This window comes from Shewanella frigidimarina (genome assembly GCF_003797125.1).
Classification (GTDB): Bacteria; Pseudomonadota; Gammaproteobacteria; order Enterobacterales; family Shewanellaceae; genus Shewanella; species Shewanella frigidimarina.
This window is the reverse complement of sequence record NZ_RKKE01000013.1, coordinates 17,602-40,259: the sequence shown is the minus strand read 5'-3', so window position 1 is coordinate 40,259 and position 22,658 is coordinate 17,602. Positions and strand designations below refer to the sequence as shown.

Genomic DNA, 22,658 nt, shown 5'->3' with positions numbered 1-22,658 from the left:
TCAAATTGCTAGCACTTAATCAGTGACAAAGCTAAACCGATAAAAGTGTTTGTGTTAATATCATTTCGAATTCATCCTCAAGTAAAATAAGAGGGATAAGTGACCATATCAAACCAATCACAAGTGCTATTAAGTGCCAACGAATTAACCTGTATTCGGGAAGAGCGCATTCTATTTGATGGACTTAGTTTTAATATCAATGCGGGGGATATTGTCCAGATTGAAGGCCCTAATGGTGCAGGTAAAACCAGTCTTTTACGAATTATTGCTGGTTTGTCACGTCCCTATGCTGGTGAAGTTGAATATAGTGGTGAAAACATCAATCGCTGTAGAGACGAATTTAATCACGACTTACTATATCTTGGGCATTTAGCTGGCGTAAAAAGTGAGCTAACAGCAGAAGAAAATCTTAACTTCAATTTAAGAATTAGTGGCTATGATGATTTCGATACCACTGCAATTTTGGCGAAAGTCAATTTAACCGGTTTTGAAGAAGCACTAGCAGGTCATTTATCTGCGGGACAACATCGACGTACCGCATTAGCAAGATTACAACACAGTAATTGTAAAATATGGATCCTCGACGAACCTTTTACCGCTATTGATAAAAAAGGTGTAGAAGAATTAGAGCAACTTTTTATTCAACATGCAGAATCGGGTGGATGTGTAATATTAACCACACATCAGGATATGAGCATTATTAGTGATGCCATGTTACGTAAAATCACTCTCGACTATCGCTTTGTATAAGGTATTTGAATGAAACGAGGAATTAGTTACACAACAGCATTCATGACGCTTTTGCAACGTGATTTGAGAATTGCTATTCGACATCGAGGTGACATTTTTAACCCGTTGTTATTCTTTATTTTAGTGGTCACTCTTTTCCCATTAGGTATTGGACCAGAACCTCAAGTTTTGACTAGAGTTGCACCTGGCATTATCTGGGTAGCGGCCTTACTTGCATCGATGTTGTCATTGGAACGTTTATTTAAAGCAGATTACAACGATGGTAGCTTAGAGCAAATGCTACTGAGCCCACAACCGTTAGCATTAATGGTTCTGGCGAAAGTACTTGCACATTGGATACTTACTGGTGTGCCATTAATTCTAGTCGCACCATTACTGGCTGTACTGTTGCATCTAGAAGACAATAGTTACGGTGCATTGATGTCAACATTAGCATTAGGTACACCGATATTGTCGTTACTTGGTGCAATAGGTGTTGCACTAACAGTAGGACTTCGAAAAGGAGGCGTGCTGTTAAGTTTACTTATTCTACCTTTATATATACCTGTACTTATTTTTGCCACTAGTGCGATTGACGCTGCAGGACTGAATATGGCTTATGATGGTCAACTTGCGATTCTTGCTGCAATGTTGGTCGGTTCTTTAATCTTGGCACCTTTCGCAATTGGCGCCTCTTTACGTGTGAGCACAAACTAATGTGGAAATGGTTACATTCTTACGCAGACCCTGAACGGGCATATAAATTGTCAGGCACATTGTTGCCTTGGTTTAGTACACTGGCAATATTGCTGGTTGGAACAGGCAGTATTTGGGGTTTATTGTTTGCCCCAACAGATTACCAACAAGGTGACAGTTACCGAATCATCTTTATCCATGTACCTGCTGCGTCTATGTCAATGGCTGCTTATATGGGTATGGCTATTGCTTCATTTATTGGCTTAGTTTGGCAGATAAAGTCGGCAGATTGGGCCGCTGCTGCAATTGCTCCTATTGGCGCCGTAATTACCTTTATTGCCTTATTAACAGGTGCTGCATGGGGTAAACCTATGTGGGGAACTTGGTGGGTATGGGATGCACGTTTGACATCTGAATTGGTATTGCTGTTTCTTTACCTTGGTGTGATCTCACTGTATGCATCATTTGAAGATAAAGTCCTCGCGGCTAGAGCTTCTGGAATTCTGGCGATTGTCGGCGTAATTAATATACCCATTATTAAATATTCCGTTGATTGGTGGAGTAGTTTACATCAGCCATCAACCATTAGAATCACAGAAAAATCGACGATGTCGACCGATATGTTATACCCACTGTTAATTAATATTTTCGGGTTTGGGATGATGATTGGAGCGATAACCTTGATCCGCTATAGAACAGAGATCCTTGCTCGCAATGGCATGCGCCCTTGGGTGAGAGACTTAGCAACCGCAGAGGAGGCAAAATAATGCAATTTGATTCATTTAAAGATTTTCTTGATATGGGCGGTTACGCATTTTATGTTTGGCTATCCTATGGTGTAACGTTCGGCTGTCTAGCCACATTAATAACCCTGAGTATCAGACAAAAACGTAAAGTCCTGATCGAAATTGCTAAAAAGATAACGCGTGAACAACGCCTGAAAGAAACAAGAGGTAATAACCGTGAATCCAAGACGTAAAAAGAGATTAACCCTTGCCGTTGCATTGATTGCGGGCGTTGCTGCTGTTGCATCATTACTATTGTACGCACTAAATTCAAATTTGAATTTATTCTATACACCGTATGAAATTACCCACGGTAAAAACGATACGGGTGTAAAGCCGGAGCTTGGACAACGTATCCGAATCGGTGGCATGGTAACAATGGGATCGATGAAACGCGATCCAGACAGCTTACACGTTGAATTTGCTGTACATGATTCAGCGGGTGGGACTGTATCCGTTACATACGACGATTTATTACCAGACTTATTTAGAGAAGGTCAAGGTATCGTTGCCCAGGGTGTACTGGTTGAGTCAGGAAAACTAGAGGCCACTGAAGTACTCGCTAAGCATGATGAAAATTACATGCCACCTGAAGTTGCTGAAGCTATGGGTCAAACGCATGAAAAACCGACCTATAATCAAAAAGCTCTTGAAGAAAAATAAAGTCTATTTGTAATAAAAAGCCTCTTCGGAGGCTTTTTTTATGAATGAAATTTCAATTTTTATCGACAGATAGTTGCTATTATTTTAGCTACTCATTACGGAGAGGATACTTTGAACATAGGTTTGTAACCTATTGTCAGTTTTACATTAAGATTTTCAGCAAGGATAAGAAACAATGGTGTGACGGCGCAAAAAACCATTATATCCATTTAAGGTAAAATACTGCTTAACTGAAAATGTTGTGTCTCTATTAAAAGTCTGCTTATTTTCCGCGTACTGAACAATGCCAGTCACAGTAAGTCATACCTATAATGAAAGCCTATCGAATTATGAACAACTCTGGTTTCAATAAAACCCTTCTATTTATTGTGTTTCCAGTTTTGATTCAATGATTTTGAACCACAGCACAACGGCTTTAACCTATAGACTAATCCATATTTTCTATTTTTGGCATCAGCTCAATAATGCTAAATAACCTCAATTCAGGTTAATAAGTGAGATAGGTAAGGCAAAATGATAATATTCGGCCTATTTCATATCAAACTTGTCATTTTTTTTAACTAAGCACAGCGGTGCGTCATTACTAGCCTATTGCAAGTAATGCAATACAGTTGGCAATACAAAGGAGAATTTGATGACCATTTATGATTCCAAGCTGAGGCCAAATAGATAATAGTTAGTTATGGTAAGACCTATGTAGCATGTCTACACGCCACGGTTAACAATAATGGCATCATATAACCTAGTCATTGAGTATAACTTCAAAGTACGTTAATCAAGTCGAATACGCAGCCTTAACGTGATGTTAAGTAACAGATCCAGCATTGCATTCCCGTCGTCAGCCATATTCCTACATCAATAAAATATTACACATACAGTAAGTGGTTTCGACCAACTCTGTTGAAGGTTCGTTTGCAGCTCAAAACCTGTGAACATTGGCTTAAATGGAGTAGCCATTGTTGCAAACATAAGAACAACTTTAGCGTCTTGTACTTGGTATTATCGACTTAAGCTTAGACATGGTTAACGTTGCTAATATGTCCTTAATACAAACACTATAATACGATTTTACTAAACAGAGTTGTACGACACATATCGGATCAGAGAATCAAGAAAATGAGTATTGGGTTCATCTCGTTGACCGAGCTGAGAGCGATTGTGAAAATAATCAGATAGAAGATTACGCATAAATAGTAGACATTTACCAAGTTGTACAATAAATGGATATGGATTGCAGCTAAAAAGATATGATGTTTGAAACAAAGTCGAAGTTAAAAAAAGATAAAAAAAAACCGAGCCTAGGCTCGGTTTTTCGGTGAGTAATTAATTACTCAGCAGCTTCAACTTCAACAGCTTCAGCAGCTTCAGGACGACCTACTAACTCGATGTAAGCCATTGGGGCTTTATCACCGGTACGTAGACCGCACTTAAGAATACGAGTGTAACCACCAGGACGTTCCTGGAAGCGTGGACCCAATTCAGTAAATAACTTACCTACAACTTCAGCGTCGCGGGTACGAGCGAAAGCTAAACGGCGATTTGCAACGCTGTCAACTTTAGCAAGTGTTATTAGAGGTTCAACAACGCGACGCAGTTCTTTCGCTTTAGCTACAGTTGTCTTGATAATCTCATGACGAACTATTGAACAAGCCATGTTACGGAACATAGCTTGGCGATGACTGCTGTTGCGGTTTAGTTGACGACCACTCTTACGATGGCGCATGACCTAATCCTTATAACCTAAATCTGTACTAACCTGAGACTTATAGGTCGTCAGCTAAACTAGCCGGAGGCCAGTTTTCTAGACGCATACCTAACGACAGTCCGCGAGACGCTAAAACATCCTTAATTTCAGTAAGAGATTTCTTACCTAAGTTAGGGGTCTTAAGCAACTCAACTTCAGTGCGTTGTACCAGATCTCCGATGTAATGAATCGCTTCGGCTTTTAAACAGTTAGCCGAACGTACAGTTAGCTCTAAATCGTCGACAGGACGCAGCAAAATCGGATCGAACTCCGGTTTCTCTTCTACAACAGCCTGCTCAGTAACATCACGTAGTTCAACAAACGCATCTAGCTGTTCAGCTAAAATTGTTGCAGAACGACGAATTGCTTCCTCAGGATCGATAGTACCGTTTGTGGTCATATCTATCACAAGTTTGTCTAAGTCAGTACGCTGTTCAACACGAGCGGCTTCAACATTATAAGCAATGCGAGCAACAGGTGAAAAAGAAGCATCAACCAGCAAACGACCGATTGGGCGATCATCGTCTTCAGTCTGTGCACGAGCCGAAGCTGGCACATAACCACGACCACGCTCAACGCGGATACGCATGCTGATATCATTGTTACCAGTCAAGTGACAGATAACATGATCAGGATTCACGATGGTAACATCACCATCATGTGTGATATCTGCTGCTGTAACAGGGCCTGTGCCGGACTTGCTTAATGTAAGCAAAGCCTCGTCTTTACCCTCGATGGTCACTGCTAATCCCTTAAGATTAAGCAATATCTCAAGGATATCTTCTTGTACGCCTTCCTTACTGCTGTATTCATGCAGTACGCCGTCAATTTCGACTTCAGTAACTGCACAGCCAGGCATAGACGACAATAGGATGCGACGCAACGCGTTACCTAAGGTATGGCCAAAACCACGTTCTAGTGGCTCTAGTGTAACTTTGGCGCGAGTTGAATTAACCTGCTCAATATCAACGAGACGCGGTTTAAGAAATTCTGTAACAGAACCCTGCATTGTGTCCTCTCTTGTTTGTTAGCTTTACTTAGAGTAAAGCTCGACGATCAGCTGTTCGTTAATATCCGCAGACAAATCGCTACGTTCTGGAACGCGCTTGAAAGCACCTTCCATTTTCGCATTGTCGACTTCTACCCATGTAGGCTTTTCGCGTTGACCAGCCACTTCTAAAGCCGCTTTAATACGAGCTTGAGTACGTGACTTTTCACGGATGCTTACAACATCATTCGCAGACACTTTGAATGACGGAATGTTAACAACACGACCGTTAACCATAACAGATTTATGGCTTACTAGCTGACGTGATTCTGCACGAGTAGAACCGAAACCCATACGATAAACGACGTTATCTAGGCGGACTTCTAAAAGTTGCAAAAGGTTTTCACCAGTATTGCCTTTTAGACGTGCAGCTTCTTTGTAGTAGTTACGGAATTGCTTTTCTAGCACACCATAAATACGACGAACTTTTTGTTTCTCGCGTAACTGAATACCATACTCAGACAAACGTGGCTTACGTGCGCCATGTTGTCCAGGTGCAGTTTCTAGCTTACACTTCGAATCGATTGCTCTCACACCGCTTTTTAGGAAAAGGTCTGTACCTTCTCTGCGGCTGAGCTTGAGCTTGGGACCCAAGTATCTTGCCATGATCTTTCTCCAACTATCCTATATACGCAGTGTTATACACGACGCTTTTTAGGTGGACGACAGCCATTATGAGGGATAGGCGTCACATCGGTAATGTTGGTAATTTTATAACCAACAGCGTTCAGCGCACGAATGGCTGATTCACGACCTGGACCAGGACCCTTCACGAAAACTTCAAGGTTTTTAACACCGTAGTCTTGAGCAGCAATACCTGCACGCTCAGCAGCAACCTGCGCAGCGAATGGTGTTGATTTACGTGAACCACGGAAACCAGAACCACCTGAGGTAGCCCATGACAACGCATTACCTTGACGATCCGTAATGGTGACAATTGTGTTGTTGAAAGACGCATGGATATGAGCCATGCCATCTGCAACCTGTTTACGTACGCGCTTACGCGGAGAACGTGACGGAACTTTAGCCATTTTGGTTTACCTTCCCGTTACTTTCTTATTGGCTTACGTGGACCTTTACGCGTACGCGCATTGGTCTTAGTACGTTGCCCACGAAGGGGCAGGCTACGACGATGGCGGAGACCACGATAACAACCAAGATCCATAAGACGCTTGATGTTCATTGAAATCTCACGACGCAAGTCACCTTCTACAGTGTATTTGGCGACTTCTTCGCGTAGGATATCTATTTGAGCTTCGCTCAATTCCTTGATCTTAGCATCTTCAGCAATTGAAGTAGATGCGCAGATTGCTCTAGCGCGTGTACGTCCAATACCAAAAATAGCAGTCAACGCAATGACTGTATGCTTTTGATCAGGAATGTTAATGCCAGCGATACGGGCCACTATGCACTCCTTAAAGTTAAAGGCCATCTGCGAAAAGCCCGAAAGGATACTCGACAGACGACAGATTTGCAAACAATATTTTGGTCAGCCCATTATTGAGCTGACCAAACTTCTTTCTTAGCCTTGACGCTGTTTGTGTTTTGGTTCAACACATATAACGCGTACAACACCACTACGCTTGACGATCTTGCAATTACGGCAGATCTTCTTCACGGAAGCTCGAACTTTCATTTCATCACTCCGTAAAAGCAATCTTATTTTCCAAAGCGGTCTAAATTGGCTTTGTTAACAAGATTAGCTTTCTTCATCACAGACTCATATTGATGGGACATCATATGGGTCTGAACCTGAGCCATGAAGTCCATGATTACGACTACTATAATTAGTAGCGAAGTACCGCCAAAATAGAACTGTACTTTCCACGCAATTAACATGAACTCCGGAATTAAGCAGATAAAGGTAATATACAACGCACCCGCTAAGGTTAAACGTGTCATTACTTTATCAATGTAACGCGAAGTCTGTTCTCCGGGACGGATCCCAGGAATGAATGCACCACTCTTTTTCAAGTTATCTGCTGTTTCACGAGGGTTAAAAACCAACGCAGTATAGAAGAAACAGAAAAAGATGATTGCTGTCGCATACAATAATGAATACAGCGGTTGTCCTGGTGACACAGCTAAAGCGAAATCGCTTAACCATGACATAGACTCATTTTGTCCAAACCACTGAGCCAGTGTACCTGGAAACAAAATAATGCTGGAAGCAAAGATTGGTGGAATCACACCTGCCATATTTATTTTTAATGGTAAATGTGTGCTTTGCGCTGCAAAGACCTTACGGCCTTGTTGACGTTTAGCGTAGTTAACGACGATACGACGTTGACCACGTTCCACAAATACCACTAAATAAGTTACAGCAAATACAATCACTGCGAGCAACAGTAGTACTAATACATTCATGTCACCTTGACGCGCCTGCTCGGCTGTTGAGCCGATGGCCGATGGTAGACCAGCAACAATACCTGCGAAAATTAAAATCGAGATACCATTACCAATACCACGTTCGGTAATTTGCTCACCTAGCCACATAAGGAACATAGTTCCTGTTACTAAGCTCACAACTGCAACGAAGTAGAAACCAAATCCGGGATTGGCCACAAGACCAGGCATCAGATTTGGTAAACCCGTTGCAATACCGACAGATTGCAGCGTACCCAACACGAGTGTGCCATATCTAGTATATTGACTAATTTTCTTGCGTCCTGATTCGCCTTCCTTTTTCAATTCAGCGAGTGCAGGATGCACAACAGTCAATAACTGCATTATGATAGATGCCGAAATATACGGCATAATACCCAATGCGAAGATAGAAGCACGCTCTAAGGCACCACCCGAGAACATGTTAAACATGCCAAGGATGGTATCTTTTTGCTGAGCAAATAGCTCTGCCAATACAGCTGCGTCAATACCAGGAATTGGCACGAACGAACCGGCTCTAAAGACGATAATCGCACCAATCACGAACAGAAGACGAGTTTTCAGTTCAGATAAACCGCCTTTCGCGCTTTTTAAATCAAGTCCTGGTTTTGCCATCGACGTATTATTCCTCGATCTTGCCACCGGCAGCTTCAATAGCTGCACGAGCACCTTTGGTTACCTTGAGACCTTTTACAGTCACTGGGCGGTCAATGGTACCTGAAAGAACGATTTTCGCAAACTGGATGTTGCGAGTAATAACGTTCGCATCTTTCAGTGCATTCAAATCGACAACATCACCGTTAACTTTTGCTAGTTCGAGTAAACGAACTTCAGCTGTTACCAAAGCGCGACGCGAAGTAAAGCCAAACTTAGGTAAACGAATCTTAAGTGGCATTTGACCACCTTCGAAACCGACGCGAACACCGCCGCCTGAACGAGACTTCTGACCTTTATGGCCACGTCCCGCTGTTTTACCTAAACCTGAACCGATACCACGGCCTACACGCTTAGGAGCAGATTTAGAACCTGCTGCTGGAGATAGAGTATTTAGACGCATTATCCTAATTCCTCCACCGAAACCATGTAGTACACCTTGTTAATCATACCGCGAACTGAAGGTGTATCTTCAACTTCAACAGTGTGATTAATGCGGCGTAGGCCTAAACCGGTTAAGGTTGCACGGTGTTTTGGTAAACGACCAATGCTGCTTTTAGTCTGTGTGACTTTTAAAGTTTTAGTAGCCATGGTGCATTACCCCCGAATCTCATCAACATTCAGGCCACGTTTTGCTGCGATTTGAGCTGGTGACTTCATGTGCACCAACGCATCGACAGTTGCGCGAACGATGTTGATCGGGTTAGTAGAACCGTATGCTTTTGACAGAACGTTATGAACGCCTGCTACTTCCAATACGGCACGCATTGCGCCACCGGCAATAATACCGGTACCCTGTGATGCTGGTTGCATATAAACTTTAGAACCAGTATGACGACCCTTAACTGGGTGATGCAAAGTACCTGCATTCAACTCCACTGTCACCATATTACGACGGGCTTTTTCCATTGCTTTTTGAATAGCAGCTGGAACTTCACGCGCTTTACCATAGCCATAGCCAATCTTACCGTTACCGTCACCCACTACTGTTAGTGCTGTGAAGCTAAAGATACGACCGCCCTTAACTACTTTAGAAACACGATTAACTGCAATTAATTTCTCTTGCAGATCGTCTTTTTGCTGAGCTTCTAATTTAGCCATTTTTATAACCCCTTAGAACTTCAGGCCAGCTTCACGAGCGGCATCTGCTAGTGCAGCTACACGACCATGATACTTGAAACCAGAACGGTCGAACGCAACTGTTGCTACGCCCTTCTCGATCGCACGCTCAGCAACAATTTTACCTACTGCTTTAGCCGCATCAACGTTACCGGTACTCTTTAGTAGCTCTTTAACCGCTTTTTCCACGGTTGAAGCAACTGCCAACACCTGAGCTTCAGGATTGATCACCTGAGCATAAATGTGACGCGGTGTACGATGTACAACCAGACGATTCACGCCCAGCTCTTGGATCTTCTTACGTGCACGTAACGCGCGACGTAAGCGAGATGTTTTCTTATCCATATCGCGTTACCTACTTCTTCTTAGCCTCTTTACGGCGTACTATTTCGTCATCATAACGAACACCTTTGCCTTTGTAAGGCTCTGGTGGACGATATCCGCGAATTTCAGCAGCAACCTGACCAACAACTTGTTTATCTACGCCCGAAAGCACGATTTCAGTTTGGCTAGGACACTCTGCAGTAACGCCTGCGGGCAGTTTGTGTACTAATGGATGTGAGAAACCCAACGTTAAATCTAAGTCACTACCAGCAATCTTTGCACGGTAACCTACACCAACTAATTTAAGTTTTTTCACAAAACCTTGAGATACACCAACAACCATGTTGTTTACTAGTGCACGTGCAGTACCAGCCTGTGCCCAAGCGTTAGAAACGCCATCGACAGGAAGAAACTTTACTTGTGCATCTTCGATAACAACATTTACCGCATTGTTGATTACTCGAGTCAGACTTCCTTTACTGCCTTTAACAGTTAAGGTCTGTTCGTTTAAAGTCACCTCTACGCCAGCAGGAACAGTGACTGGTGCTTTTGCAACACGAGACATTTCTAGCTCCTTACGCTACGTAGCAGATAACCTCGCCACCCGTGCCATTTTGGCGGGCGGCGCGATCAGTCATCAAGCCTTGAGAAGTGGACACAATTGCGATACCCAGACCGCCCATCACCTTTGGTAGCTCGTCTTTACCTTTGTAAATACGAAGACCAGGGCGACTTACACGCTGGATAGTCTCAACGACTGGTTTGCCTTGAAAATACTTTAACGTAATTTCTAATTCAGGCTTAGCTTCATCTGCTACGGCGTATTCAGTAATGAAACCTTCATCTTTAAGTAATTTCGCAATTGCTACTTTTAACTTAGCTGAAGGCATCTTAACAGATACGTGGTTAGCAGCTTGGCCGTTACGAATACGGGTTAACATATCCGCAATAGGATCTTGCATGCTCATATTAGCTTACTCCGTGACAAGTGCTTACCAGCTGGCCTTACGCAGACCAGGAACTTCACCACGCATGGTTGCTTCACGTAATTTAATACGGCTTAAGCCGAATTTACGTAGAAAACCATGTGGGCGACCAGTTTGATTACAGCGGTTGCGTTGACGCGCAGCGCTAGAATCACGTGGTAGAGCTTGTAACTTAAGTACGGCATCCCAGCGATCTTCTTCAGAAGTTGCAGGGCTGCTGATTATAGCCTTAAGTGCTAAACGCTTTTCAGCATATTTAGCTACGAGCTGCGCACGTTTTGCTTCACGTGCTTTCATAGATGTTTTTGCCATTATGCTACCCTTATTTCTTGAATGGGAAGTTAAAAGCGTCTAACAAAGCACGACCTTCTTCATCATTCTTCGCAGTAGTAGTGATAACAATATCCATACCACGAATTTTATCGATTTTATCATAATCGATTTCTGGGAAGATGATCTGCTCACGCACGCCCATTGCGTAATTACCACGGCCGTCAAACGCTTTAGCGCTTAAGCCTCGGAAATCACGAATACGTGGTATTGCAATGTCAACTAAACGCTCTAAAAATTCCCACATACGCTCACCGCGTAGGGTCACTTTACAGCCAATAGGGTAGCCTTCACGGATTTTAAAACCAGCAACTGATTTACGAGCAACAGTTACAATTGGTTTCTGGCCAGCGATTGCAGTCATGTCACGGAGCGCATGCTCCATAACTTTCTTATCTGCAACAGCTTCGCCCACACCCATGTTTAGGGTGATTTTTTCAATCCGAGGGACTTGCATGACACTGCTGTAGCCGAACTTTTTAGCTAGTTCAGCAACTACAGTCTCTTGATATTTATCATGCAGTTTCGCCATCGTTTACTCCAAATTACTTAACGAGTTCGCTGTTCGATTTAAAGAAACGGACTTTTTTGCCGTCTTCAAATCGGAAACCAACACGATCTGCCTTGCCTGTGGCTTGGTTAAAGATCGCAACGTTTGATGCTTGCATCGGTGCTTCTTTCTCGATAACGCCGCCAGCAACACCCAATTGAGGGTTAGGTTTCTGGTGCTTTTTAACAAGATTAAAGCCTTCAACAATTAACTTACCAGTAGGTAGAACTTGAGAAACCTTACCGCGGCTACCCTTGTCTTTACCTGCTAATATAATTACTTCGTCTTCACGACGGATTTTAGCTGCCATTTGAAGCTCCTTACAGTACTTCTGGTGCCAGCGAGACAATTTTCATGAATTTATCATTACGCAATTCACGTGTCACTGGGCCAAAGATACGAGTACCAATCGGTGCAAGGTTTGCGTTAAGCAATACCGCTGCATTCCGATCGAAGCGAATGACAGAACCGTCTGGACGACGTACGCCTTTCTTAGTACGGACTACCACCGCGTTATATACATCACCTTTCTTCGCTTTAGCGCGAGGAATCGCTTCTTTAACAGAAACTTTGATAATGTCGCCGATACCGGCATAACGACGATGAGAGCCACCCAAGACCTTAATACACTGAACTCTGCGTGCGCCGCTGTTACATGCGACGTCTAGAGTCGATTGCATTTGGATCATTTCAAGTGCTCCGCTATCGTTACTACACAATCCCACTATGGGAGTATATTTGAACCAAATTCAAGTAATAATTTACTCAAAATTGGCGCGCAAGTATAACACACATTTTTGGAATGCATAGCAAAAAAAACAAACGGCCCCAAATACTGGGGCCGTTTACGTTAACCTAATCGAAATTAGGCTTTTGTTACTACTTCAGCTAGTGTCCAAGACTTAGTCTTAGATAGAGGACGACACTGGCTAATAGCCACGAAATCCCCTTCATTACACTGATTAGTTTCGTCATGTGCATGGATCTTAGTTGTACGCTTAATGTACTTCCCATAAATAGGATGTTTCACTTGGCGCTCAATAGCAACAGTAATAGACTTGTCCATTTTGTTGCTAATTACTTTACCTTGCAAAGTACGGGCTTTATCAGACATTACACACCTGCCTTAGAAGTAATAATGGTCTTAACACGTGCAATGTTACGACGCACTAGTTTCAACTGATTCGTTTGAGTCAACTGACCAGTAGCGTGTTGCATACGCAGGTTAAACTGCTCACGCAGCAGACCAAGTAATTCAGCGTTAAGTTCTTCAACGCTCTTTTCTCTTAGTTCGCTCGCTTTCATTACATCACCGTCTTAGTTACGAAGGTAGTCTTCAGAGGAAGTTTGGCAGAAGCCAAAGCGAAGGCTTCACGAGCCAACGACTCAGGAACACCATCCATCTCATAAAGAACCTTACCAGGTTGAATCTGACATACCCAGTATTCAACGTTACCTTTACCTTTACCCATACGCACTTCAAGAGGCTTAGAGGTAATTGGCTTGTCAGGGAAAACTCGAATCCAAATTTGTCCTTGACGTTTAACATGACGTGTCATGGCACGACGTGCAGATTCGATTTGACGAGCAGTTAAACGGCCACGGCCGACTGCTTTCAAACCGAAAGTACCAAAGCTAACTTCAGTACCGTTCGCCAGACCACGGTTGCGGCCTTTGAACATCTTGCGAAACTTCATACGTTTAGGTTGCAGCATAAAAGTTTCTCCTATTTACCACGAGGCTTACGCTTAGGTTGCTGCTTAGGCTCTTCAATAGCAGGTACTAAACCGTCTAGAACTTCGCCTTTGAAGATCCAAACTTTAATACCAATCACACCGTATTGGGTGTGACTTTCTGCGGTTGAATAGTCGATATCAGCACGCAAAGTATGCAAAGGTACACGACCTTCACGATACCATTCTGCACGCGCAATTTCAGCGCCGCCTAAACGGCCGCTCACTTGAACTTTGATACCTTGAGCACCAATGCGCATTGCGTTTTGTACTGCGCGCTTCATAGCACGACGGAACATAACACGACGCTCTAACTGCTGAGCAATAGAGTCAGCAACGAGCTTAGCGTCTAATTCAGGCTTACGGATCTCAGCGATGTTGATTTGAGCAGTAGTACCAGTGATTTTAGACACATAGGCACGTAATACTTCAACGTCTTCACCTTTCTTACCAATCACAATGCCTGGACGGGCTGTGTGAATAGTAACGCGGATGCTTTTCGCTGGGCGTTCAATAACAATCTTAGATACTGATGCGGCTTTTAACTTTTCAGTTAAATATTGACGCACTTCCCAGTCGCTGTTCAGATTATTTGCATAGTCTGACTTATCTGCGTACCAGGTAGAGATCCAAGGCTTAGTGATACCCAGACGGATACCATTAGGATGTACTTTCTGTCCCATTGCTCTCTTCTCCTAGCGATCTGCTACAACCACAGTAATGTGACTGGTACGCTTCATGATACGATCAGCGCGGCCTTTAGCACGTGGCATGATACGCTTCATTGTTGGGCCTTCATCTACGAAGACGGCTCCAACTTTAAGCTCATCAATGTCAGCACCTTCGTTGTGTTCGGCGTTTGCGATAGCTGAGTCAAGTACTTTTTTTACTAGTACGGCGGCTTTCTTGGGGCTGAATGTCAAAATCTCGAGTGCCTTAGAAACAGGCAATCCGCGAATTTGATCAGCAACTAGACGGGCCTTCTGCGCAGACGTACGAGCAAAACGATGTTTAGCTAAAACTTCCATCTTATTCCTCCCGTATTAACGCTTCTTCGCTTTCTTATCTGCAGCATGGCCGCGATAAGTGCGAGTTGGTGAAAATTCACCAAGCTTGTGGCCGATCATTTCGTCAGTTACGAACACAGGTACGTGCTGACGACCATTATGGACAGCGATGGTCAACCCAATCATATTAGGGATGATCATTGAGCGACGAGACCAAGTCTTAATTGGCTTTTTGTCTCCCGCTTCCATCGCTTTCTCTACCTTCTTCAGCAAGTGCAGGTCAATGAAGGGACCTTTCTTGAGAGAACGTGGCATGGCGAATCCTCTTACTATTTATTACGACGACGTACGATGTACTTATCAGTGCGCTTGTTGCTACGAGTTTTATAACCCTTAGTCGGCACACCCCATGGACTCACTGGATGACGTCCACCAGAAGTACGGCCTTCACCACCACCATGTGGATGGTCTACTGGGTTCATTGCAACACCTCGAACTGTAGGGCGTACGCCTCTCCAGCGCTTAGCACCTGCTTTGCCTAACTGGCGTAGCATGTGCTCGGCATTACCAACTTCACCAAATGTCGCGCGGCAATCTACTGGAACTTTACGCATTTCGCCAGAGCGAAGACGTAGAGTTGCATAAGCACCATCACGAGCAACAACTTGTACATAAGCACCAGCTGAACGTGCGATTTGAGCGCCTTTACCAGGCTTCATTTCGACAGCGTGTACAACACTACCTACTGGAATGTTGCGTAACGGTCTAGCGTTACCAGTCTTGATTTCTGCATCCAAGCCAGATTGGATTGGGTCGCCAGCTTTCATGCCTTTTGCAGCAAGAATATAACGACGCTCACCATCTGCATACAGTACTAGCGCGATGTGCGCTGTACGGTTTGGATCGTATTCAAGACGTTCAACTTTCGCAGGGATACCATCTTTGTTGCGTTTGAAGTCAACAATACGATAGTGCTGCTTATGTCCACCACCTACGTGGCGTACAGTGATACGGCCAGTATTATTACGGCCACCACTTTTAGTTTTTTTCGCCAACAGGCCAGCAAAAGGTTTACCCTTATGCAGGTCCGTATTCACCACTTTAACTACGTGGCGACGACCTGGAGAGGTTGGCTTACACTTAATAACTGCCATGATAATTCTCCTTTGCTTATTCAGCGCCGCCGACGAAATCGATTTCAGCACCAGCAGCTAAAGTAACATAAGCTTTTTTCCAATCGATACGACGACCTACACGGCCACCGGTACGCTTGGTTTTACCTTTATTAACTAAAGTGCGAACAGAATCAACTTCAACTTCAAATAGCTTCGCTACTGCAGCTTTAATCTCTGCTTTAGTTGCATCGATGGCTACGCGGAAAACTACAGTGTTGTTTTTCTCAGCAAGCACAGTACTCTTTTCAGAGATATGTGGACCAAGAATAACTTTTAGCAAACGTTCTTCGCGGATCATGCTAGCATCTCCTCGATTTGCTTCACTGCATCAGCAGTAACAAGAACAGTGTTGAACGCAATTAGACTTACTGGGTCAAGACCCGCTACGTCACGCACGTCAACTTTGTATAAGTTGCGAGCTGCTAAGAATAAATTCTCATCAACTTCAGCTGTAACAATTAGAACATCTTCTAAGTTCATTGCTTTTAATTTAGCTTTCAGCTCTTTAGTTTTAGGAGCTTCAACACCAAACGATTCAACAACAACTAGACGTTCTTGACGTACCAATTCAGAGAATATGCTCTTTAGAGCACCACGGTACATCTTCTTGTTAACTTTTTGGCTGTGATCTTGTGTTTTAGCAGCGAATGTTACGCCACCGCCACGCCAGATTGGGCCTTTAACACTACCGGCACGAGCGCGGCCTGTGCCTTTCTGGCGCCAAGGCTTTTTGCCTGAGCCAGTTACTTCCGCACGAGTCTTTTGAGCACGAGTGCCCTGACGCGCGTTTGCAGCATATGCTACAACTACCTGATGAACCAATGCCTCGTTAAAGTCACGGCCGAAGGTAGTTTCGGAAACTTCAAGAGCGCTCTGGGCGTCTTTCAATACCAATTCCATTACTATCTCCTCAGACCTTAAGCTTTAACTGCTGGCTTGATAATCAAGTCACCATTGGTAGCGCCTGGAACTGCGCCGCGTACTAATAACAAGTTACGCTCTGCATCAACACGTACTACGTGTAGATTTTGAGTTGTTACTTGCTCAGCACCCATATGGCCTGACATTTTCTTGCCTTTGAATACACGACCAGGCGTTTGGTTCTGACCGATAGAACCATTCGAACGGTGTGCCAAAGAGTTACCGTGTGTCATATCTTGAGTACGGAAGTTCCAACGCTTAACGCCGCCTTGGAAACCTTTACCTTTTGATTGACCAGTAACATCTACTTTCACTGTATCAGCGAAAATATCAACATTAATTTCAGCACCAACTTCAATGCCTTCGCCTTCACCATCTGCTAAACGCATTTCCCACAAACCACGACCGGCTTCTACGCCGCCCTTGGCAAAGTGACCTGCTTCTGCTTTAGTGATGCGATTGGCTTTTTTGGTACCAGTAGTCACTTGAAGTGCACGATAACCGTCAGTTTCTAAAGTTTTCACTTGAGTAACACGGTTGCCTGCAATCTCGATTACTGTTACAGGGATTGACGTACCATCTTCAGTGAAGATGCGAGTCATACCCACTTTACGACCAATAAGACCGATAGCCATCTCTCAAACCTCTTCTAAGGATCTCAATTAACCTAAGCTAATCTGAACGTCGACACCAGCCGCAAGATCTAAACGCATTAATGCGTCTACAGTCTTTTCTGTTGGCTCTACGATGTCAACTAAACGCTTGTGGGTACGAATTTCGTACTGATCACGAGCATCTTTATTAACGTGCGGAGAGATCAAAACGGTATAACGCTCTTTGCGTGTTGGTAGTGGAATAGGACCACGTACCTGCGCGCCTGTACGCTTAGCAGTTTCAACGATTTCCGCTGTAGACTGATCAATTAAACGATGATCAAAGCCTTTCAAGCGGATACGGATTCTTTGGTTCTGCATTGACCAGAGCTCCTAAAATGGACATATAAAAAATCACCCTCTAGCTTCTTCCTAATGGAAAAGCAGAGCGAGATGATTTAACCGTTCGACTCCCAATCGGAGTCGCTGTGAAAATGAGTAACCTACTTGGTTAAACATTATAATTACGCTGACTAGTCAGCGAGTGGGCAATTATACAGATCTTCTTTCTAAGATCAAGCCCATTGTGTAAATAGTCTTCTAAAAGTCTTCTTACAATCAACTGCCGCGCATTTTACACATTTTATATGTTAATGCTACTAATGATTGTTACTTTTTAGAAATAAAAAAAGGAAGCCTAGGCTTCCTTTTTTAGTGTTCACTAAAGTCGCTATTACGCGATAATTTTAGCTACAACACCTGCACCAACTGTACGGCCACCTTCACGGATAGCGAAACGTAAACCGTCGTCCATCGCGATTGGGTAAATCAGAGTAACGACCATCTTGATGTTATCACCAGGCATAACCATTTCTACGCCTTCTGGTAACTCAATTGTGCCTGTTACGTCTGTTGTACGGAAGAAGAATTGTGGACGGTAGCCTTTGAAGAATGGAGTATGACGTCCGCCTTCTTCTTTTGACAACACGTAAACTTCTGATTCGAAAGTTGTGTGTGGGTTAATTGAACCAGGCTTAGCTAGTACTTGACCACGTTCTACGTCATCACGCTTAGTACCACGTAATAACACACCACAGTTTTCGCCAGCACGACCTTCGTCAAGTAGCTTGCGGAACATTTCTACACCAGTACAAGTTGTTTTAGTTGTTGGACGAACACCAACAATTTCAACTTCGTCTGATACGCGAACGATACCACGTTCAACACGACCTGTTACCACTGTACCACGACCTGAAATCGAGAATACGTCTTCGATTGGTAGTAGGAATGGCTTATCGATGTCACGAGCTGGTTCTGGAATATAAGTGTCTAGGGCTTCTGCAAGCTCAAGAATTTTAGCTTCCCACTCTGGCTGGCCTTCTAGTGCCTTAAGAGCTGAACCTTGAATTACTGGTAAATCATCACCTGGGAAGTCGTATTCTGAAAGAAGCTCACGCACTTCCATTTCTACTAATTCTAGTAATTCTTCGTCATCTACCATGTCACACTTGTTCATGAATACGATGATGAAAGGTACGCCTACTTGACGAGAAAGCAGGATGTGCTCACGGGTCTGTGGCATTGGGCCATCTGTAGCAGCAACTACTAAGATTGCGCCGTCCATCTGTGCAGCACCGGTAATCATGTTTTTAACATAATCCGCGTGACCTGGACAATCTACGTGTGCGTAGTGACGGATTGGTGTGTCATATTCGATGTGAGAAGTATTAATGGTAATACCGCGCTCACGCTCTTCTGGAGCGTTATCGATTTGAGCGAAGTTTTTAACTTCACCACCATAAGTTTTAGACAAAACGGCAGAGATTGCTGCTGTTAAAGTTGTTTTACCATGGTCAACGTGACCAATGGTGCCCACGTTTACGTGAGGCTTAATACGTTCAAATTTAGCTTTTGCCACGATATATTCCTTTCTTTTCAGAAGTGCTCGATTAATTCGAGCAATATAACATTGATGCCGTAACCAATATTAGTTACGAGATTCTATAATCGCTTTTGCAATGTTTTGCGGTGCATCAGTGTACTTCAAAAACTCCATAGAGTATGAAGCACGACCCTGAGATGCAGAGCGCAAATCAGTCGCATAACCAAACATTTCAGATAGAGGCACTACTGCATGGACAAGTTTAACACCTGCGATGCCATCGTCCATACCTTCAATTATGCCACGACGGCGGTTTAAATCACCCACAACATCGCCCATATAATCTTCAGGTGTAGTTACTTCTACTTTCATACAAGGTTCGAGCAACACAGGGGTAGCTTCTAGCGCACCCTTTTTGAAGCCCATAGAACCTGCAATTTTGAACGCCATTTCGTTCGAGTCCACATCATGATATGAACCATCAAACAAACTGACTCTCACATCAAGTACAGGATAGCCGGCTAATACGCCATTCTTCATCTGTTCTTGAATACCTTTGTCAACGGCAGGAATGAATTCACGAGGAACTACACCACCTACAATCTCGTTAACAAATTCGTAGCCCGCACCCTCTTCGAGTGGTTCAATTCTTAACCAAACATGACCAAATTGGCCACGTCCGCCAGATTGACGTACGAATTTACCTTCCACTTCTACTTTAGAACGAATTGTTTCACGGTAAGCAACCTGAGGTTTACCTACGTTACACTCTACACCAAATTCGCGACGCATACGGTCAACGATAATGTCTAGATGCAATTCGCCCATACCAGATATTAGTGTTTGTGCCGACTCTTCATCAGTCTCAACTTTGAATGATGGATCTTCTGCTGCTAATTTTTGCAGCGCAATTCCCATTTTATCTTGGTCTGCTTTTGAACGTGGCTCAACGGCTATGGTAATTACGGGTTCAGGGAAATCCATGCGCTCAAGAATCACTCTGTGATTATTATCGCAAAGAGTATCACCGGTTGTTACATCTTTAAGACCGATAGCAGCTGCAATATCGCCAGCACGTACTTCTTTCAGTTCTGTTCGGTCATTTGCGTGCATTTGCACAATTCGACCTACTCGTTCACGTTTCTGTTTAACAGAATTATAAACACCAGCACCTGATTCAAGTACACCTGAATACACGCGGATAAAGGTCAGTGTACCAACAAATGGATCAGTCGCAATTTTAAATGCTAAAGCCGCAAAAGGGGCATTGTCATCTGGTGGGCGTTTTACTTCATTTTCGCTTTCATCGATGCCTGTAATTGCAGGAACATCAATAGGAGCGGGTAAGAAGTCAACTACCGCATCGAGTACCGCTTGCACACCTTTGTTCTTAAATGCAGAACCGCAAGTGGCTAACACGATCTCATTGTTAATTGTGCGCTGACGCAACGCTGTTTTGATCTCGACTTCTGATAACTCACCTTCTTCAAGGTACTTATTCATCAGTTCATCAGAGGCTTCAGCTGCTGCTTCCACGAGATACTCATGCATTTCTGCAGCTTTTGCTGCTAGATTTGCAGGAATGTCTTCATAAGTGAAAGTCATACCCTGATCGGTTTCAGACCAGTTAATGGCTTTCATCTTAATTAAATCAATAACACCCTTGAAGTTTTCTTCTGCACCAATATTCAATTGAATTGGCACACAAGTCGCACCAAGGCGGTTACGAATTTGATTTATTACACGGTCAAAATCTGCACCTGCACGGTCCATCTTATTAACAAACACCAAACGCGGAACGTGGTATTTGTCAGCTTGACGCCATACGGTTTCAGATTGTGGTTCAACGCCAGACGAGCCGCAGAAGACTACTACAGCGCCATCGAGTACGCGTAATGAACGCTCGACTTCAATAGTGAAGTCTACGTGACCTGGGGTATCGATGATATTAATTCGGTGTTCAGCGAACTGAGCCTCCATTCCGCGCCAAAATGTGGTTACAGCGGCTGAGGTGATAGTAATACCACGCTCTTGCTCTTGTACCATCCAATCTGTCGTGGCGGCGCCGTCATGCACCTCACCGATTTTATGAGACATACCGGTATAGAACAGAACACGTTCTGTTGTGGTAGTTTTACCTGCATCCACATGAGCTACAATACCGATATTACGATAACGCTCAATTGGGGTTGTACGAGCCACTATTTATACCCTCTCAGCTAAAGCTTTTGGCTTCAGCAATATCAACAATATGGAGCGGACCGAAGTCCGCTCCATCATATTACCAACGGTAATGGGCAAAGGCTTTGTTAGCTTCAGCCATGCGATGCACGTCTTCACGCTTCTTAACCGCAGTACCTTTGTTTTCAGACGCATCTAGCATTTCACCTGCTAGACGTAGAGCCATAGATTTTTCACCACGCTTGCGAGCAGCTTCAACTAACCAGCGCATCGCTAGTGCGTTACGACGCACTGGACGAACTTCACATGGTACTTGATAAGTAGAACCACCAACACGACGAGATTTAACTTCGACTGATGGGCGAACGTTATCAAGGGCTGCCTCAAGGATACTTAAATGATTTTCGCTTTTCTTTTCAGCGACAACATCTAGTGCCTTGTAGATAATTTTTTCTGCAGTCGACTTTTTGCCGTCCTGCATAATGACGTTGATGAACTTAGCCAACAACTCACTGTGAAACTTTGGATCTGGTAGGATTTTACGTTGTCCTACAACGCGACGTCTTGGCATATTAATTCTCCGTATGCTTCAGGTATTTCCAAAACTGGAATGTCAAATAAATACTAGCTTGGCCTTACTTAAACGGGATACGTTAAGACTTAGGACGCTTAGCACCGTACTTAGAACGGCCTTGGCGACGTGAAGTCACGCCAGCACAGTCTAATGCGCCACGAACAGTGTGGTAACGCACACCAGGTAAGTCTTTAACACGACCACCACGGATTAGAATTACACTGTGCTCTTGCAAGTTATGGCCTTCACCACCGATATACGAAGTTACTTCGAAACCGTTAGTTAGACGCACACGAGCTACTTTACGTAGTGCAGAGTTAGGTTTTTTAGGTGTTGTAGTGTACACACGAGTACAAACACCACGTTTTTGTGGGCACGCGTTCAACGCAGGCACATTAGTCTTTTCGACTTTTGGCGTGCGTGGCTTACGTACCAACTGGTTAACAGTTGCCATGTATAGCTCCGACAGTTGATTTAAACTCAACAATTAGGTGTGAAAAATCTATATCCCACAATGGTGGGACGCGGAATTTTAGAAAGGTAATGGCTGCCTGTCAAGAAATAGACAACTTTTCGTGC

Annotated in this window: 37 protein-coding genes; 5 read left to right on the top strand and 32 right to left on the bottom strand. The window is 43.8% G+C overall.

Annotation, left to right across the window (positions count from 1 at the left end; genetic code table 11):
* The first annotated feature begins 99 nt into the window (after positions 1–99).
* The 5 genes from ccmA to ccmE are packed head-to-tail and all read left to right on the top strand — an operon-like array spanning position 100 to position 2,873.
* The gene (gene ccmA, locus EGC86_RS20540) at positions 100–750 is read left to right on the top strand and encodes a cytochrome c biogenesis heme-transporting ATPase CcmA (RefSeq protein ID WP_011635669.1); all 651 of its coding nucleotides are present in this window, start codon (positions 100–102) and stop codon (positions 748–750) included.
* Positions 751–759: 9 nt separating this feature from the next.
* Complete coding sequence (ccmB, locus tag EGC86_RS20535; RefSeq protein ID WP_011635668.1) at positions 760–1,446, top strand: heme exporter protein CcmB; 687 nt, start codon at positions 760–762, stop codon at positions 1,444–1,446.
* Positions 1,446–2,192 carry a heme ABC transporter permease gene (locus EGC86_RS20530; RefSeq protein WP_123778854.1) on the top strand — a complete coding sequence of 249 codons (747 nt, stop codon included), beginning with the start codon at positions 1,446–1,448 and terminating at the stop codon, positions 2,190–2,192. Before ccmB ends, EGC86_RS20530 begins: the two co-directional genes overlap by 1 nt.
* Positions 2,192–2,404, top strand: a complete 213-nt coding sequence (ccmD, locus tag EGC86_RS20525; protein ID WP_011635666.1) for a heme exporter protein CcmD — start codon at positions 2,192–2,194, stop codon at positions 2,402–2,404. Before EGC86_RS20530 ends, ccmD begins: the two co-directional genes overlap by 1 nt.
* Entirely contained in the window at positions 2,388–2,873 is a 486-nt protein-coding gene (ccmE, locus tag EGC86_RS20520; RefSeq protein ID WP_101084806.1) for a cytochrome c maturation protein CcmE, read from the top strand. The genes ccmD and ccmE overlap by 17 nt, the downstream gene beginning before the upstream one ends.
* Before the next feature lie 1,327 nt (positions 2,874–4,200).
* Here the strand turns inward: ccmE and rplQ are convergent.
* From rplQ to rpsL, 32 genes are all read right to left on the bottom strand, one after another.
* Positions 4,201–4,596, bottom strand: a complete 396-nt coding sequence (gene rplQ / locus EGC86_RS20515) for a 50S ribosomal protein L17 (protein ID WP_011635664.1) — start codon at positions 4,594–4,596, stop codon at positions 4,201–4,203.
* A gap of 40 nt (positions 4,597–4,636) precedes the next feature.
* Positions 4,637–5,626 carry a DNA-directed RNA polymerase subunit alpha gene (locus tag EGC86_RS20510; RefSeq protein ID WP_011635663.1) on the bottom strand — a complete coding sequence of 330 codons (990 nt, stop codon included), beginning with the start codon at positions 5,624–5,626 and terminating at the stop codon, positions 4,637–4,639.
* 24 nt (positions 5,627–5,650) lie between these two features.
* Positions 5,651–6,271: a 30S ribosomal protein S4 gene (gene rpsD, locus EGC86_RS20505; RefSeq protein ID WP_011635662.1), complete on the bottom strand. Its 621-nt coding sequence runs from the start codon at positions 6,269–6,271 to the stop codon at positions 5,651–5,653.
* Between the two features lie 32 nt (positions 6,272–6,303).
* On the bottom strand, positions 6,304–6,696 hold the full coding sequence (rpsK, locus tag EGC86_RS20500) for a 30S ribosomal protein S11 (protein ID WP_011635661.1): 393 nt from the start codon (positions 6,694–6,696) through the stop codon (positions 6,304–6,306).
* Between the two features lie 17 nt (positions 6,697–6,713).
* Positions 6,714–7,070: a 30S ribosomal protein S13 gene (rpsM, locus tag EGC86_RS20495; protein ID WP_011635660.1), complete on the bottom strand. Its 357-nt coding sequence runs from the start codon at positions 7,068–7,070 to the stop codon at positions 6,714–6,716.
* Positions 7,071–7,187: 117 nt separating this feature from the next.
* On the bottom strand, positions 7,188–7,301 hold the full coding sequence (gene rpmJ, locus EGC86_RS20490; protein WP_006083579.1) for a 50S ribosomal protein L36: 114 nt from the start codon (positions 7,299–7,301) through the stop codon (positions 7,188–7,190).
* A 23-nt stretch (positions 7,302–7,324) separates the two neighbouring features.
* On the bottom strand, positions 7,325–8,665 hold the full coding sequence (secY, locus tag EGC86_RS20485) for a preprotein translocase subunit SecY (RefSeq protein ID WP_101084805.1): 1,341 nt from the start codon (positions 8,663–8,665) through the stop codon (positions 7,325–7,327).
* Positions 8,666–8,672: 7 nt separating this feature from the next.
* Positions 8,673–9,107, bottom strand: coding sequence for a 50S ribosomal protein L15 (gene rplO / locus EGC86_RS20480; protein ID WP_011635657.1), 435 nt, complete (start codon positions 9,105–9,107; stop codon positions 8,673–8,675).
* The gene (gene rpmD / locus EGC86_RS20475) at positions 9,107–9,295 is read right to left on the bottom strand and encodes a 50S ribosomal protein L30 (protein ID WP_011635656.1); all 189 of its coding nucleotides are present in this window, start codon (positions 9,293–9,295) and stop codon (positions 9,107–9,109) included. Before rpmD ends, rplO begins: the two co-directional genes overlap by 1 nt.
* A 6-nt stretch (positions 9,296–9,301) precedes the next feature.
* A complete protein-coding gene (rpsE, locus tag EGC86_RS20470; RefSeq protein ID WP_011494651.1) occupies positions 9,302–9,805 on the bottom strand; it encodes a 30S ribosomal protein S5 in 504 nt (167 codons plus the stop codon).
* A gap of 12 nt (positions 9,806–9,817) precedes the next feature.
* Complete coding sequence (rplR, locus tag EGC86_RS20465) at positions 9,818–10,168, bottom strand: 50S ribosomal protein L18 (RefSeq protein ID WP_011635655.1); 351 nt, start codon at positions 10,166–10,168, stop codon at positions 9,818–9,820.
* A gap of 10 nt (positions 10,169–10,178) precedes the next feature.
* Positions 10,179–10,712 (bottom strand): 50S ribosomal protein L6, encoded by a 534-nt coding sequence (gene rplF / locus EGC86_RS20460; RefSeq protein WP_011635654.1) that lies wholly within the window; start codon positions 10,710–10,712, stop codon positions 10,179–10,181.
* Positions 10,713–10,722: 10 nt separating this feature from the next.
* Entirely contained in the window at positions 10,723–11,115 is a 393-nt protein-coding gene (gene rpsH / locus EGC86_RS20455) for a 30S ribosomal protein S8 (RefSeq protein ID WP_011635653.1), read from the bottom strand.
* 24 nt (positions 11,116–11,139) lie between these two features.
* Entirely contained in the window at positions 11,140–11,445 is a 306-nt protein-coding gene (gene rpsN / locus EGC86_RS20450; protein ID WP_011635652.1) for a 30S ribosomal protein S14, read from the bottom strand.
* Between the two features lie 10 nt (positions 11,446–11,455).
* The gene (gene rplE, locus EGC86_RS20445; protein WP_011635651.1) at positions 11,456–11,995 is read right to left on the bottom strand and encodes a 50S ribosomal protein L5; all 540 of its coding nucleotides are present in this window, start codon (positions 11,993–11,995) and stop codon (positions 11,456–11,458) included.
* A 13-nt stretch (positions 11,996–12,008) separates the two neighbouring features.
* Positions 12,009–12,323, bottom strand: a complete 315-nt coding sequence (gene rplX / locus EGC86_RS20440) for a 50S ribosomal protein L24 (protein ID WP_011635650.1) — start codon at positions 12,321–12,323, stop codon at positions 12,009–12,011.
* A 10-nt stretch (positions 12,324–12,333) separates the two neighbouring features.
* Positions 12,334–12,702, bottom strand: coding sequence for a 50S ribosomal protein L14 (gene rplN, locus EGC86_RS20435; RefSeq protein ID WP_011635649.1), 369 nt, complete (start codon positions 12,700–12,702; stop codon positions 12,334–12,336).
* Positions 12,703–12,878: 176 nt separating this feature from the next.
* Positions 12,879–13,127, bottom strand: a complete 249-nt coding sequence (gene rpsQ, locus EGC86_RS20430; RefSeq protein WP_011635648.1) for a 30S ribosomal protein S17 — start codon at positions 13,125–13,127, stop codon at positions 12,879–12,881.
* Entirely contained in the window at positions 13,127–13,318 is a 192-nt protein-coding gene (rpmC, locus tag EGC86_RS20425; RefSeq protein WP_011635647.1) for a 50S ribosomal protein L29, read from the bottom strand. Before rpmC ends, rpsQ begins: the two co-directional genes overlap by 1 nt.
* Positions 13,318–13,728: a 50S ribosomal protein L16 gene (rplP, locus tag EGC86_RS20420; protein WP_011635646.1), complete on the bottom strand. Its 411-nt coding sequence runs from the start codon at positions 13,726–13,728 to the stop codon at positions 13,318–13,320. The genes rpmC and rplP overlap by 1 nt, the downstream gene beginning before the upstream one ends.
* A gap of 11 nt (positions 13,729–13,739) precedes the next feature.
* Positions 13,740–14,429 (bottom strand): 30S ribosomal protein S3, encoded by a 690-nt coding sequence (rpsC, locus tag EGC86_RS20415; RefSeq protein WP_011635645.1) that lies wholly within the window; start codon positions 14,427–14,429, stop codon positions 13,740–13,742.
* 12 nt (positions 14,430–14,441) lie between these two features.
* Positions 14,442–14,774 (bottom strand): 50S ribosomal protein L22, encoded by a 333-nt coding sequence (gene rplV / locus EGC86_RS20410; RefSeq protein WP_011635644.1) that lies wholly within the window; start codon positions 14,772–14,774, stop codon positions 14,442–14,444.
* A 15-nt stretch (positions 14,775–14,789) separates the two neighbouring features.
* Entirely contained in the window at positions 14,790–15,068 is a 279-nt protein-coding gene (gene rpsS, locus EGC86_RS20405; RefSeq protein WP_006083596.1) for a 30S ribosomal protein S19, read from the bottom strand.
* Positions 15,069–15,082: 14 nt separating this feature from the next.
* Positions 15,083–15,907: a 50S ribosomal protein L2 gene (rplB, locus tag EGC86_RS20400; protein ID WP_011635643.1), complete on the bottom strand. Its 825-nt coding sequence runs from the start codon at positions 15,905–15,907 to the stop codon at positions 15,083–15,085.
* Positions 15,908–15,923: 16 nt separating this feature from the next.
* Entirely contained in the window at positions 15,924–16,226 is a 303-nt protein-coding gene (gene rplW, locus EGC86_RS20395; RefSeq protein WP_011635642.1) for a 50S ribosomal protein L23, read from the bottom strand.
* Positions 16,223–16,828, bottom strand: coding sequence for a 50S ribosomal protein L4 (gene rplD, locus EGC86_RS20390; RefSeq protein ID WP_011635641.1), 606 nt, complete (start codon positions 16,826–16,828; stop codon positions 16,223–16,225). The genes rplW and rplD overlap by 4 nt, the downstream gene beginning before the upstream one ends.
* 17 nt (positions 16,829–16,845) lie before the next feature.
* Positions 16,846–17,484 (bottom strand): 50S ribosomal protein L3, encoded by a 639-nt coding sequence (rplC, locus tag EGC86_RS20385; protein ID WP_011635640.1) that lies wholly within the window; start codon positions 17,482–17,484, stop codon positions 16,846–16,848.
* 27 nt (positions 17,485–17,511) lie between these two features.
* Positions 17,512–17,823: a 30S ribosomal protein S10 gene (gene rpsJ / locus EGC86_RS20380; RefSeq protein WP_011635639.1), complete on the bottom strand. Its 312-nt coding sequence runs from the start codon at positions 17,821–17,823 to the stop codon at positions 17,512–17,514.
* Positions 17,824–18,175: 352 nt separating this feature from the next.
* The gene (tuf, locus tag EGC86_RS20375; protein WP_011635638.1) at positions 18,176–19,360 is read right to left on the bottom strand and encodes an elongation factor Tu; all 1,185 of its coding nucleotides are present in this window, start codon (positions 19,358–19,360) and stop codon (positions 18,176–18,178) included.
* Between the two features lie 69 nt (positions 19,361–19,429).
* Positions 19,430–21,526: an elongation factor G gene (fusA, locus tag EGC86_RS20370; RefSeq protein WP_011635637.1), complete on the bottom strand. Its 2,097-nt coding sequence runs from the start codon at positions 21,524–21,526 to the stop codon at positions 19,430–19,432.
* Positions 21,527–21,605: 79 nt separating this feature from the next.
* Positions 21,606–22,076, bottom strand: a complete 471-nt coding sequence (rpsG, locus tag EGC86_RS20365; RefSeq protein ID WP_011635636.1) for a 30S ribosomal protein S7 — start codon at positions 22,074–22,076, stop codon at positions 21,606–21,608.
* An 82-nt stretch (positions 22,077–22,158) separates the two neighbouring features.
* Entirely contained in the window at positions 22,159–22,533 is a 375-nt protein-coding gene (gene rpsL, locus EGC86_RS20360) for a 30S ribosomal protein S12 (RefSeq protein ID WP_011635635.1), read from the bottom strand.
* Positions 22,534–22,658: the final 125 nt, after the last annotated feature.

Excerpts from the sequence above, each read along its gene's own strand:
- rpsQ (WP_011635648.1), bottom strand. The coding sequence starts at position 13,127 with ATGTCTGATAAAGCCCGTACTTTGCAAGGTAAAGTAATTAGCAACAAA.
- secY (WP_101084805.1), bottom strand. The coding sequence starts at position 8,665 with ATGGCAAAACCAGGACTTGATTTAAAAAGCGCGAAAGGCGGTTTATCT.
- rplB (WP_011635643.1), bottom strand. The coding sequence starts at position 15,907 with ATGGCAGTTATTAAGTGTAAGCCAACCTCTCCAGGTCGTCGCCACGTA.
- rpsD (WP_011635662.1), bottom strand. The coding sequence starts at position 6,271 with ATGGCAAGATACTTGGGTCCCAAGCTCAAGCTCAGCCGCAGAGAAGGT.
- rplO (WP_011635657.1), bottom strand. The coding sequence starts at position 9,107 with ATGCGTCTAAATACTCTATCTCCAGCAGCAGGTTCTAAATCTGCTCCT.
- rplC (WP_011635640.1), bottom strand. The coding sequence starts at position 17,484 with ATGGCTATCGGTCTTATTGGTCGTAAAGTGGGTATGACTCGCATCTTC.
- rplD (WP_011635641.1), bottom strand. The coding sequence starts at position 16,828 with ATGGAATTGGTATTGAAAGACGCCCAGAGCGCTCTTGAAGTTTCCGAA.
- ccmB (WP_011635668.1), top strand. The coding sequence starts at position 760 with ATGAAACGAGGAATTAGTTACACAACAGCATTCATGACGCTTTTGCAA.
- EGC86_RS20530 (WP_123778854.1), top strand. The coding sequence starts at position 1,446 with ATGTGGAAATGGTTACATTCTTACGCAGACCCTGAACGGGCATATAAA.
- rpmC (WP_011635647.1), bottom strand. The coding sequence starts at position 13,318 with ATGAAAGCGAGCGAACTAAGAGAAAAGAGCGTTGAAGAACTTAACGCT.
- EGC86_RS20510 (WP_011635663.1), bottom strand. The coding sequence starts at position 5,626 with ATGCAGGGTTCTGTTACAGAATTTCTTAAACCGCGTCTCGTTGATATT.
- rplV (WP_011635644.1), bottom strand. The coding sequence starts at position 14,774 with ATGGAAGTTTTAGCTAAACATCGTTTTGCTCGTACGTCTGCGCAGAAG.
- rpsJ (WP_011635639.1), bottom strand. The coding sequence starts at position 17,823 with ATGCAGAACCAAAGAATCCGTATCCGCTTGAAAGGCTTTGATCATCGT.
- rpsH (WP_011635653.1), bottom strand. The coding sequence starts at position 11,115 with ATGAGCATGCAAGATCCTATTGCGGATATGTTAACCCGTATTCGTAAC.
- rpsG (WP_011635636.1), bottom strand. The coding sequence starts at position 22,076 with ATGCCAAGACGTCGCGTTGTAGGACAACGTAAAATCCTACCAGATCCA.
- rpsS (WP_006083596.1), bottom strand. The coding sequence starts at position 15,068 with ATGCCACGTTCTCTCAAGAAAGGTCCCTTCATTGACCTGCACTTGCTG.
- rpsN (WP_011635652.1), bottom strand. The coding sequence starts at position 11,445 with ATGGCAAAAACATCTATGAAAGCACGTGAAGCAAAACGTGCGCAGCTC.
- rpmJ (WP_006083579.1), bottom strand. The coding sequence starts at position 7,301 with ATGAAAGTTCGAGCTTCCGTGAAGAAGATCTGCCGTAATTGCAAGATC.
- rplX (WP_011635650.1), bottom strand. The coding sequence starts at position 12,323 with ATGGCAGCTAAAATCCGTCGTGAAGACGAAGTAATTATATTAGCAGGT.
- rplN (WP_011635649.1), bottom strand. The coding sequence starts at position 12,702 with ATGATCCAAATGCAATCGACTCTAGACGTCGCATGTAACAGCGGCGCA.
- rpsE (WP_011494651.1), bottom strand. The coding sequence starts at position 9,805 with ATGGCTAAATTAGAAGCTCAGCAAAAAGACGATCTGCAAGAGAAATTA.
- rplF (WP_011635654.1), bottom strand. The coding sequence starts at position 10,712 with ATGTCTCGTGTTGCAAAAGCACCAGTCACTGTTCCTGCTGGCGTAGAG.
- rplP (WP_011635646.1), bottom strand. The coding sequence starts at position 13,728 with ATGCTGCAACCTAAACGTATGAAGTTTCGCAAGATGTTCAAAGGCCGC.
- rpsC (WP_011635645.1), bottom strand. The coding sequence starts at position 14,429 with ATGGGACAGAAAGTACATCCTAATGGTATCCGTCTGGGTATCACTAAG.
- rpsL (WP_011635635.1), bottom strand. The coding sequence starts at position 22,533 with ATGGCAACTGTTAACCAGTTGGTACGTAAGCCACGCACGCCAAAAGTC.
- rpsK (WP_011635661.1), bottom strand. The coding sequence starts at position 6,696 with ATGGCTAAAGTTCCGTCACGTTCTCCGCGTAAGCGCGTACGTAAACAG.
- rplQ (WP_011635664.1), bottom strand. The coding sequence starts at position 4,596 with ATGCGCCATCGTAAGAGTGGTCGTCAACTAAACCGCAACAGCAGTCAT.
- rplW (WP_011635642.1), bottom strand. The coding sequence starts at position 16,226 with ATGATCCGCGAAGAACGTTTGCTAAAAGTTATTCTTGGTCCACATATC.
- rpmD (WP_011635656.1), bottom strand. The coding sequence starts at position 9,295 with ATGGCTACTAAAACTTTAAAAGTCACACAGACTAAAAGCAGCATTGGT.
- rplE (WP_011635651.1), bottom strand. The coding sequence starts at position 11,995 with ATGGCGAAACTGCATGATAAATATCAAGAGACTGTAGTTGCTGAACTA.
- rplR (WP_011635655.1), bottom strand. The coding sequence starts at position 10,168 with ATGGATAAGAAAACATCTCGCTTACGTCGCGCGTTACGTGCACGTAAG.
- ccmD (WP_011635666.1), top strand. The coding sequence starts at position 2,192 with ATGCAATTTGATTCATTTAAAGATTTTCTTGATATGGGCGGTTACGCA.